Origin of the sequence: Tepidibacillus sp. HK-1 (genome assembly GCF_001748485.2) — a bacterium.
Classification (GTDB): Bacteria; Bacillota; Bacilli; order Tepidibacillales; family Tepidibacillaceae; genus Tepidibacillus_B; species Tepidibacillus_B infernus.
The window spans coordinates 1-10,342 of record NZ_BDGM02000037.1 but is presented as its reverse complement, the minus strand read 5'-3'; the positions used below and the strand labels follow the sequence as shown (position 1 = coordinate 10,342).

Below are 10,342 nucleotides of genomic sequence, written 5' to 3'. Positions count from 1 at the left end.
CTGTGATTCAGCTACATGAGCATCATCACGAGGGCATAAAAAGTTATCCTTAACTCTAATAAATTGATTAGGTCCACATTTCTGTGGTACGCTTGGCTTTTACACTGTTCAGTTTTCAAAGAGCAATTTTAGCGACAAAAATTAGTTTACCATAAAAGATTGTTGCTTGTCAATCATCTTTTAAAACTTTCCTATCGCCTGTTTTAAAGAATGAAACTTATCAACAGCGACAAAATTTATCTTATCAAATATTATGTTAACTTGTCAACTGTTATTTTTTATTTTATCAATCGCTTCATTTATAAGGTTTCATGAAGCGACAATTCATATACTACCATGAGTCACATTTTGTCGTCAATGATTTTTTTGATCCTATTGAAAATTTGTCTTATAGGCGACTTGGTTAAATTCAATTTGTCAAAACTCCTTTATTGTTTGCAAAAATAATAAATGACGCGATACCCAATTGGCACATGTTCATGCTCTGCAACCGAATCAATGAAGTTTAAACTAAACATCATTGATTCGGCATTACATACAGCACACCTTTTATTTTTCATAATTCCTTTTTAATTATATACTTTTGCCTCTTCTTCCCCACTTAGAATACGTAATGCTCCAAAGGCTAAAGATTCTAATTCTTCCTCACCAGGTATAATATAAATTGGGGCAATAAACCTAATTTTTTTACTTATTTGCTCAACAATATAATCGGAAAAAGCTAACCCGCCGGTAAGAATAATGCCATCAACTTCTCCATTTAGTACTGCAGCCATTCCACCAATTTCTTTGGCGACTTGATAAATCATCCCATCTAAAATGGCTTTTGCCTGTTGATCACCATTATTCATTCTTTCTTCTACTTCTATGGCATTCTTTGTTCCAAGATATGAATAAAACCCACCTTCTTTAGTTAAACGAGATAACATTTCTCTCTCAGTAAACGTTCCTGAATAACATAATTTAACTAGTTGATATGAAGGAAGGCCACCAGCTCTTTCTGGTGAATAAGGTCCTTCATTATTTGCGTTATTTACATCAATTAATTTTCCTTGGCGCTCAGCTACAACAGAGATTCCACCACCTAAGTGAACAATAACAAAATTAAATGCATCATATGGTTTACCAAGCTGATTAGCCACTTTTCTAGAAACCGCTTTAATATTTAACGCATGTACATGACTTTTCCTTTCAATTTCTGGAATACCCGATAAACGTGCAACTGACTCCATTTCATCTACCACTATTGGATCTACTATAAAAGATGGGATTCCTAAAGGATGAGCTATATGGTAAGCCATTAGAGCTCCTAGATTTGAAGCATGTTCGCCATATTTGGATCCCAGTAGATCTTGCAACATTATTTCATTTACTAAATAAGTTCCACTAGCAAGAGGCTTTAAAAACCCTCCCCTACCCACGACTGCATCCAACAAATCCATAGAAATTTGGTGTTTCTTTAAACTTTCTAAAAGTATGATTAAACGATATTCTAATTGTGAAGCAATGTTTGAATAAGATAATAATTCCTGATCTGTATGTCGAACCGTATCTTTATATAATAATTTTTCTCCCTGATAAAGAGCAAATTTGGTTGATGTTGAGCCAGGGTTAATTGCTAAAATTTTATATTCTTTAGGCATATTGCTCCTCCAATGCCACAACATGCTCCATTCCTTTCTGGATCGCCTTGAGATTCATTTCAATTCGATCAGGTCTTTTGTTACCAAGCATTTCTTCCATTCCATTTCGAATATCATTCAGTGTAAGAATCGAGTTATATTTAAGAAATACACCTAACATCACCATATTCAAGAGAGATGAGGCACCTACTTCCTCTGCCATTTCTTGTGCGGGGATTGAAATCCATTCAACCATAGCCGATTCGGGTTTACCTTTTTTAATAATCGAACCATTTAAAATAACTTTCCCACCTTGTTTTACGTCTTTTACAAATTTATCTACTGAAGGTTCATTTAACGCTAGCAAATAGCTACATTTATTTACAATCGGAGAGGTAATAGGATGGTCGGAAATGGTAACAGAACAATTAGCCGTTCCTCCACGCATTTCAGGACCATAGGAAGGAATCCATGAAACATGTTTCCCAGCCATCATACCGGCATAGGCTAAAAGCTTTCCAACAAAAAGGATTCCTTGACCGCCAAAACCAGAAATAATGATTTGTTCCATATTCAACCCCTCCTATTTCAACATCTCAGGTGTTTTTAATTCACCTAAGGTATAATAATTTTTCAAATTGTCTTGTAACCATTGAAGTGATTGATTAGGAGACATACCCCAGTTTGTTGGACAAGTTGATAAAACACTAACCATCGTAAAACCTAAACCTTGCATTTGGATTTGAAATGCCTTTTTGATTGCTTTTTTCGCTTTTAAAACATTTTGAGGGGTATCTACTGAAACTGATGCAACATAGGCTGCCCCTGGAATATGACTAATTAGTAATGGTAAATCTAAAGGATATCCTGCTTGGCTCGCTTCTCGACCATATGGTGAGGTAGAAGTTTTTTGTCCAATTAAACTAGTTGGAGCCATTTGACCACCAGTCATTCCATAAATTCCATTGTTCACGAAAATCGTAGTTATTTTCTCTCCTCTTGCTGCTGCGTGTATCGCTTCAGCGATTCCAATCGATGCCATATCTCCGTCACCTTGATAAGTAAATACAATTTTATCTGGAAGAGACCTTTTTATTCCGGTTGCTACTGCTGGTGCTCTCCCATGTGCCCCACCTTGAAAATCAATATTAAAATATTGCTCAATAAAACCAGCGCAACCAACTGGGGTAACTCCTATCGTATCCCCTAAAAGATCCAATTCTTCTAAAACTTCGCCTAATATCCGATGAATAATCCCATGAGTACAACCCGGACAATAATGAAATGGTGTATCTGTTAATGCTTTTGTTTTTGTAAATGTAACGATCATATTCTCATGCCCCTAACATCAAAAGATTGATAAAACTTCTCTTTCATTTCATCATGCTGAGGTGTAATACCACCTTGTCTACTGTAAAAAGCAACTGGTGCGGCACCATTAACATTTAATTTTACATCTTCCACCATTTGTCCAGCACTCATTTCAACAACCATATACCCTTTCACTTTTTGAATAATCGGTGTAAATGCTTTTTCCGGAAATGGCCATAAAGTAATTGGACGAATTAAACCAACTTTGTGATCTTCTTCTCTTAAGGTGTCTACCACTCCTTTGACGATACGCGCACTTGTACCATAAGCTACAAAAACATATTCTGCATCTTCCATTCGGTAAACTTCCCAACGTTGCTCTCTTTCTTTAATTCCTTTATATTTATTTTCCAAATATAATGCCTTGGCTTCCCCTGCTTCATTTTGGAGGTTGTAAGAAGTAATCATATTACGTGGACGATCCTTTGCACCAGTTGTAGCCCAAGATTTATCTACTTCAATTGGTTTACGATTATGGAAAACAACAGGTTCCATCATTTGCCCAAGTATCCCATCAGCTAAGATCATGACAGGATTCCTGTGAAGATCTGCTAAATCAAACCCATCCATAATCAAATCTGCCATCTCTTGGACTGAACTTGGGGCAAGAACAATTAAGCGGTAATCTCCATGTCCTCCTCCTTTTACCGCCTGGAAATAATCAGCCTGTGAAGGGCCTAAACCCCCTAACCCTGGTCCAGTGCGCATTATATTGACAATAACAGCCGGTAATTCGTTAGCCGCTAAGAACGAAATTCCTTCCTGTTTTAAACTAATTCCTATACTAGAAGAGGCGGTCATTACTCTTTTTCCTGCACCAGCCGCGCCAAAAACCATATAAATCGCTGCAATCTCGCTTTCAGCCTGCAAAAAGGTGCCACCGACCTTTTGCATTTTTTGAGCCATATATTCAATAATCTCCGTAGAAGGAGTTATAGGATAACCAAAATAAAAACGACAGCCTGCTTGAATCGCTGCTTCCGCAATAGCTTCGTTTCCCTTCATTAAATATTTTTTCATCTCTCCATCCCCCTTTGATTTTATTTTTCTACAATGACTTTAATTGCGACTTCAGGACACATTAATGCACACTGTCTACAACCTGTGCATTGATCAGGTGCATGTTGAATGGCTGGATAATAACCTTTTTTGTTTGGTTCCTTTGCGATTGATAATGTATCTGTTGGACATGTAGCTACACATATTTCGCATCCTTTACATAAATCATCATTCACAACGATAAAAGCTCTCATTTCCTTTTCCCCCCCCTTTTGTTGTTCCAATTATTCAAGCCAATCACTTGATCGAAAATATAGGTTATTTTCATTGACTGCCCCTTGATTAACAGAAACAACCGTTAAAGCAATAGAAGCTAATTTTGCCTTCGCTGAATCTGATCTAGAATTTAAAATAAGTGGAACTTTTGCACCTAAGACGACACCTGCCATAATTCCTTTTGCGAAATAGGTGATAGCTTTCCCAAAGATATTACCTGCTTCTATGTTTGGAACAAATAATAAATCAGCGTCTCCCTCAATTTCACTGTAAATCCCCTTATGATACAAAGATTCCTTACTAATGGCCAAGTCCAAAGGTAATGGTCCTTCCATGATCACAGAACCGAAAACACCTTTTTTTGCTTGTTGGGATAAATGATAACAATCAATCGTTACAGGCATTTTTTCGTTTACTCGTTCATTTGCTGACAATAATGCTATTTTTGGTTTTTCCATTCCCAATCGTTGCAAAAACTCAATTGCATTGAGTAAAATTTGTTCTTTTTGTATTAAATCCGGGGCAATATTAAGCCCCCCATCCGTCATATAATACAAATGATTAAATTCAGGTATTTCAAACGCTGATAAATGGCTAAGAATACGGCCTGTTTTTAATTGAAAATCCTTATGTAGAACTCCTTTTAAAAAGGGGGTACTATTAATAAAACCCTTCATAATAATCTGAGTTGTTCCTTCATTGGCTAACTTAGCTGCTACATAAGCAGATTCCTCTTCACTATTTGTTGGGAAAACCACAAAGTCTTGTAGATCAAAGCCCATCTGTGAGGTAATCCTTTCAATCTCTACCTTATTTCCAACAAAATATGGTTCGATTAACTCTAATTCTACAGCTTGTTTGACTGCAACGAGCACATCTTCATCGTGAGCTGCTGCAATACTTACTCTAACTGGTTTGAAGTTCTTTGCCTTTGTCATCACTTCTTCAAATTGTCTAAATCTCATCTTTCTCACCACCGGATCTTCTCTGACCAAATCTCTTTTAAATTGAATGTTTTAAAGGAAGAGAAGGGTAATGATCCCTTCTCCGAATAAAAGACAATCCATCTATTTTATCTACCTGTAAATTTGCTTTGAACTCTTCCAATTTTCTCAATTTTAGTTTCAACTAATACATCTGCTGCTTTATAAGTTGGAATATTTTCGTTTTTAGAAATCTCAAAGATCTGACCTAAAATATCATAAATTAAGCTAGCATTTTTAAATGCTCGATCTTTATTATAACCTTGCAATTCATCTGCTACTTGAATTAAACCGCCAGCATTGGCAACATAATCTGGTGCATAAAGAATACCTTTTTCATGTAAAAGATCACCGTGACGATTTTCTGCAAGTACATTATTTGCTGCACCGCAAATCGCTTTACATTTTAATTGCGGAATAGTTTGGTCGTTAATTACAGCACCTAAAGCGTTAGGTGAGAAAATATCACATTCTACACTGAAAATTTCTTCCGGTTTTACCGTTTTAACTTGACGAAACTCTTCCTTTACTCTATGAACATTTTCTTCAGATATATCCGTTACAATTAAATTTGCACCTTCATCGATTAAATATTTTACTAAGTTGTGTCCTACTTTACCTAAACCTTGAACAGCCACAGTTAATCCATTTAGAGAATCCGTTCCAAAAGCTTCTTTTGCAGTTGCTTTCATTCCTCTCCAGACCCCATAAGCCGTAATAATTGCCGAATTACCACTTCCACCATATTCTTCAGGTAATCCAACCACATAGTTTGTTTGTTTTTTGGCAGATACAAAGTCCATTCCAACTGTTCCAACATCTGTTCCAGTATAGTAACGACCCTTTAACGTTTCGATATAAGAGCCAAGTGATTGGAATAATTCATCTGACTTATCTTTCTTTGGATCACCGATAATAACTGTTTTTCCACCACCATGCATTGCATTTGATACAGCACATTTATAAGTCATGCCTCTAGATAGACGTAATGCATCACGTAGGGCATCTTGTTCTGATTCGTAGTTCCACATCCTGCAACCACCTAGAGCTGGACCTAAAGTAGTATCATGAATAGCGATAATCGATTTTAAACCTGTTGCCTTATCATAGTTAAAAATAATCTGCTCATGTCCATATTTCTCCATCTCAGCAAAAATACTAAAAACATCTTTTTTATCTGTATTCGACATTTCTTTCTCCTCCTATAAAATGATAATTTTAAATCTCTAATCACTTATTATGTTTTGTAGCAAAAATCATGCCAATTGATCATGAGGTCTATTTCGACACGCTACAATGGAAGAAAATGATCTTTTTTTGAATGTAAAAATGGATTGTATGCACATGTTTGTTTTATCTTACTCGAGTGTCAAAAAATATTGACAATATTTTTTATAGGTGATAAAAAAATTTATCAGCTTAAATAAGAAAACACCGACCCATTTTGATCGGTGTTTTTTCTCTTTAATCATGTTGTGAAATTGGCTTTGTTCCTACTGTGGTTTCACTCTTAACCGGACGACGTAATTTATAGCCAAGATAAAGGAATATAAACCATACAGGTGCTACATAAAGGGCAACTGACATCCCGTCAATAAAGGCCATTAAAACTACGACTAACACTAAAAATCCCAATGCGATATATGAAGAGTATGGCCAGAAGGGCAACTTTAAAGTAAGATTATTAATCTCTTCTTTGCTTTTTGCTTTTCTAAAACGTAATTGAGTAATTAGAATGATTGTCCAGCTCGTAATAACCGCAACGGTTGCTACAGCAGAGATATACAGAAATACTTTTTCAGGTACAACGTAATTTAGAAAAACAGCAATCAGTAAAAAGAAGGCTGAAAAAAGAATCCCAACATATGGAGTACTTGTTTTACTTAATTTCCCAAACAACTTTGGTGCATTATTTTGTAACGCTAAATTATAAAGCATACGCCCTGTACTAAATAATCCACTATTAAAGGCAGATAATGCAGCTGTTAACACAACAAAGTTAATAATGGCAGCAGCAGCTGGAATTCCAATTTTATCAAAAATCAAGACGAAAGGGCTTCCATTTGTTCCAATTTCATTCCAAGGATAAAGAATCATCATGATACTTAATGCGCCCACATAAAAAATAAGAATTCGCCAAATCACCTTATTTACTGCATTTGGGATTGACTTTTGAGGATTTTGAGCCTCTCCTGCAGTAATACCTATCAATTCAACTCCACCAAAGGAAAACATGACCATCACTAGCGAAAATAAGATTCCAGTAAATCCATTTGGGAAAAATCCACCGTTTACCCACAAATTATCAAAACCGATAGGTTGTCCACCATTCCCAAACCCCAAGAAAATCATTAAGAGTCCAGCAATGATCATAGCTACAATAGCAACGACTTTAATAAGAGCAAACCAATATTCAAATTCACCAAATGCTTTGACATTGATCAGGTTTACAATCGTCATAATCAGTAAAGCACCCAAGGCTGATACCCATTGTGGAATATCAGGGAACCAGTAATTAACGTATACGCCAACAGCTGTAATCTCGGCCATCCCAACAACAACCCACATAAACCAATAAGTCCATCCAGTTAAATAACCAGCAAATGGTCCTACATAACGATTGGCATAAGAACTAAATGAACCTGATACAGGTTCCGTCACCGCCATCTCTCCAAGTGCACGCATAATAATAAAGATAATGATTCCTCCAATTAAATAAGATAGGGAGATGGCTGGTCCTGCCATTTGAATCGTTGTTGCCGAACCATAAAACAAGCCTACACCAATTGCTCCACCTAGAGAAATCATTTGAATATGGCGTTCACTTAGACCCCTTTTTAACTGTTCTTTCTCTTGTGTTTGCTTCATACTACTCCTCCTGAAATTTTTTATTATTATAATGGTTCTATCTATATTTTCTAGCAATTTTAGTGCCAAAATTGTTTGAAAAGAAAAAAATTTAACTTTTCTATTTTATAATTCATCATCTTTAATTTTATTTAGGATTGTCGTATTGGAAACACCTAGAATTCGACCAGCTTTACGGGAGGAATTATGGGTTTTCATCACTTTTAAAACAACTTGTTTTTCAACCTCTCTAACAATATCTTTTAGAGATGGCCATTGGGGTTCAATTGGGATCTTTATATGAAAATAATGATCGTTACTTTCAATTCTCCTTTCGATTCGTTGTTTCATTGGTTCTAAATTTGCCCATTCTAAAAAGTGCAGAAGCTTTATTTCTCGATCTGGAATTACATTGATGATTCGCTCTAATGTATTCTCTAATTGCCGGACATTACCTGGCCATTTTTGCGCCATCATATACTCAATTGCTTCTTTTGATAAATAGACTTGAAGTTTGTTTAATTTAATTCCTATCTTCTGAATTAAGTGTTGGGCAATTAAAGGAATATCCTTTGGTCTTTCACGTAAAGGTGGAATTCTAAGAGGAATTACATTTAATCTATAGTATAGATCTTCACGAAATAGCTTTTTACTAATCATTTCCTCAAGATTTTGGTGAGTTGCTGCAATAATCCGAACATCTACAGGAACCTCTTTATTCCCCCCTACTCTTCTAACTGCCTTTTCCTGTAATACCCGCAATAGCCGAACTTGAATTTGTGGAGAAATTTCTCCAATTTCATCTAAAAATAATGTCCCTGTATCTGCTTGCTCAAATAATCCTTTCTTTCCCCCTTTAACCGCACCAGTAAACGAGCCTTCCTCATATCCGAACAGTTCACTTTCTAAAAGATTTTCTGGTAAAGCAGCACAATTAATTGCAATAAAAGGAGATTTTGAACGATTGCTTTCCATATGAATCGCACGGGCAAATAATTCTTTTCCGGTTCCACTTTCTCCCCGAAGTAAAATAGAAGAATCACTTTTTGCTACCATTTTTGCTGTATCCACTATTTGCCTCATATTTGAGCTTTGAAAAATAATATCATCGAACGTCGTTAATTTTTTTTTTCGATCAATTTGTAATATCATCTCTTCAACTTGCTTGTAATCCTTAAGTGTAGCCACGGCTCCCATAATTTGATTTTTTTCATTTATAACAGGTACACCACTAGTTAAGTAGTGGAATACTCTCCGATCTTTTTTGATTTTAATTTCTTTATGTTTATATGATCTCCCATTTTTCAAGGTCTCAAGAATGGGTATTTTTGCTTCTAATAAATCTTCAATTTTCATTCCAATAGCCTTTTCTTTGGAATAATGAAGAATTTGACTAGCAACATCGTTCATATGAGTAATTTCACCCATTTTATTAACCGCAATAACCCCTTCACTTACTGAATTTAAGATGGTTGTTAATTCATGTTCCCTTTGCTCATAGGGCATGTGGTCACAATTTAAAATAGACAGAACTCCATCAATTTTATCTAATTGATCGATTAAATGTTGAAACTCGTCTTCTAGACATCTAAATTTAATAACCATCCCATGATTTGTTTTTGCTTCCATCCCTAATAAATTGATATTCTTATCCTTTAATACCTCCAAAATTTCATACCCTAGTCCTAAACGATCTCTAAAATCAATTCGGATGATAAATTCTTTTCCTTCCATAGGTCCCCCCACCTCAAAAACTCCCCCAATATACTTGTCTTACTTCTTTTTATCTCGTTTTGTAAGCGCTTTAATTATACAACAAAAATAATTGATATAGTTGTAATAAAAATCACATTGAATACGACCTACTTTCGTATATACAAAAAGACTACCTTTCGGTAGTCCTTTATTCTTTGCCTGGCAACGTCCTACTCTCCCAGGACCCTTCGGTCCAAGTACCATCGGCGCTGGAGGGCTTAACGGTCGTGTTCGGGATGGGAACGAGTGTATCCCCTCCGCCGTCATCACCAGACATAGCACGACTTAGAGCATTAGCTCTTAGCGTGACTTGTACACTTTGTGTACATTTATTATTTAGTTGGTAAAATACAAATTGTTTTTACCTTCAAAACTAGCAGCAAGAAAAGCAATTAGGTTAAGCCCTCGACCGATTAGTATCCGTCAGCTCCATACCTTACGGTACTTCCACACCGGACCTATCAACCTTATCATCTTTAAGGGGTCTTA

9 protein-coding genes and 2 rRNA genes are annotated in these 10,342 nt (G+C 35.9%); all 11 read right to left on the bottom strand.

The window, feature by feature from the left end; all coding sequences use genetic code 11:
• Positions 1 to 569: 569 nt before the first annotated feature.
• Positions 570 to 1,643 (bottom strand): butyrate kinase, encoded by a 1,074-nt coding sequence (gene buk / locus BEN26_RS13325; protein WP_068727880.1) that lies wholly within the window; start codon positions 1,641 to 1,643, stop codon positions 570 to 572.
• The gene (locus tag BEN26_RS13320; RefSeq protein WP_068727878.1) at positions 1,636 to 2,193 is read right to left on the bottom strand and encodes a 2-oxoacid:ferredoxin oxidoreductase subunit gamma family protein; all 558 of its coding nucleotides are present in this window, start codon (positions 2,191 to 2,193) and stop codon (positions 1,636 to 1,638) included. Before BEN26_RS13320 ends, buk begins: the two co-directional genes overlap by 8 nt.
• Before the next feature lie 12 nt (positions 2,194 to 2,205).
• Complete coding sequence (locus BEN26_RS13315) at positions 2,206 to 2,952, bottom strand: thiamine pyrophosphate-dependent enzyme (protein ID WP_068727876.1); 747 nt, start codon at positions 2,950 to 2,952, stop codon at positions 2,206 to 2,208.
• The gene (vorB, locus tag BEN26_RS13310) at positions 2,949 to 4,013 is read right to left on the bottom strand and encodes a 3-methyl-2-oxobutanoate dehydrogenase subunit VorB (RefSeq protein ID WP_069799608.1); all 1,065 of its coding nucleotides are present in this window, start codon (positions 4,011 to 4,013) and stop codon (positions 2,949 to 2,951) included. Before vorB ends, BEN26_RS13315 begins: the two co-directional genes overlap by 4 nt.
• 20 nt (positions 4,014 to 4,033) lie before the next feature.
• Positions 4,034 to 4,246 (bottom strand): 4Fe-4S binding protein, encoded by a 213-nt coding sequence (locus tag BEN26_RS13305; protein ID WP_068727896.1) that lies wholly within the window; start codon positions 4,244 to 4,246, stop codon positions 4,034 to 4,036.
• A 30-nt stretch (positions 4,247 to 4,276) separates the two neighbouring features.
• A complete protein-coding gene (locus BEN26_RS13300) occupies positions 4,277 to 5,242 on the bottom strand; it encodes a bifunctional enoyl-CoA hydratase/phosphate acetyltransferase (RefSeq protein ID WP_255421912.1) in 966 nt (321 codons plus the stop codon).
• A 98-nt stretch (positions 5,243 to 5,340) separates the two neighbouring features.
• Complete coding sequence (locus BEN26_RS13295; RefSeq protein WP_069799604.1) at positions 5,341 to 6,441, bottom strand: Leu/Phe/Val dehydrogenase; 1,101 nt, start codon at positions 6,439 to 6,441, stop codon at positions 5,341 to 5,343.
• A gap of 274 nt (positions 6,442 to 6,715) precedes the next feature.
• Positions 6,716 to 8,119: an amino acid permease gene (locus BEN26_RS13290; RefSeq protein ID WP_069799603.1), complete on the bottom strand. Its 1,404-nt coding sequence runs from the start codon at positions 8,117 to 8,119 to the stop codon at positions 6,716 to 6,718.
• A gap of 105 nt (positions 8,120 to 8,224) precedes the next feature.
• A complete protein-coding gene (locus tag BEN26_RS13285) occupies positions 8,225 to 9,832 on the bottom strand; it encodes a sigma 54-interacting transcriptional regulator (protein WP_069799600.1) in 1,608 nt (535 codons plus the stop codon).
• Positions 9,833 to 10,010: 178 nt separating this feature from the next.
• Positions 10,011 to 10,127 (bottom strand): 5S ribosomal RNA (gene rrf / locus BEN26_RS13280).
• A gap of 119 nt (positions 10,128 to 10,246) precedes the next feature.
• A 23S ribosomal RNA gene (locus BEN26_RS13275) occupies positions 10,247 to 10,342 on the bottom strand; the annotation flags it as partial.

Excerpts from the sequence above, each read along its gene's own strand:
- buk (WP_068727880.1), bottom strand. The coding sequence starts at position 1,643 with ATGCCTAAAGAATATAAAATTTTAGCAATTAACCCTGGCTCAACATCA.
- BEN26_RS13320 (WP_068727878.1), bottom strand. The coding sequence starts at position 2,193 with ATGGAACAAATCATTATTTCTGGTTTTGGCGGTCAAGGAATCCTTTTT.
- BEN26_RS13315 (WP_068727876.1), bottom strand. The coding sequence starts at position 2,952 with ATGATCGTTACATTTACAAAAACAAAAGCATTAACAGATACACCATTT.
- vorB (WP_069799608.1), bottom strand. The coding sequence starts at position 4,013 with ATGAAAAAATATTTAATGAAGGGAAACGAAGCTATTGCGGAAGCAGCG.
- BEN26_RS13305 (WP_068727896.1), bottom strand. The coding sequence starts at position 4,246 with ATGAGAGCTTTTATCGTTGTGAATGATGATTTATGTAAAGGATGCGAA.
- BEN26_RS13295 (WP_069799604.1), bottom strand. The coding sequence starts at position 6,441 with ATGTCGAATACAGATAAAAAAGATGTTTTTAGTATTTTTGCTGAGATG.
- BEN26_RS13290 (WP_069799603.1), bottom strand. The coding sequence starts at position 8,119 with ATGAAGCAAACACAAGAGAAAGAACAGTTAAAAAGGGGTCTAAGTGAA.
- BEN26_RS13285 (WP_069799600.1), bottom strand. The coding sequence starts at position 9,832 with ATGGAAGGAAAAGAATTTATCATCCGAATTGATTTTAGAGATCGTTTA.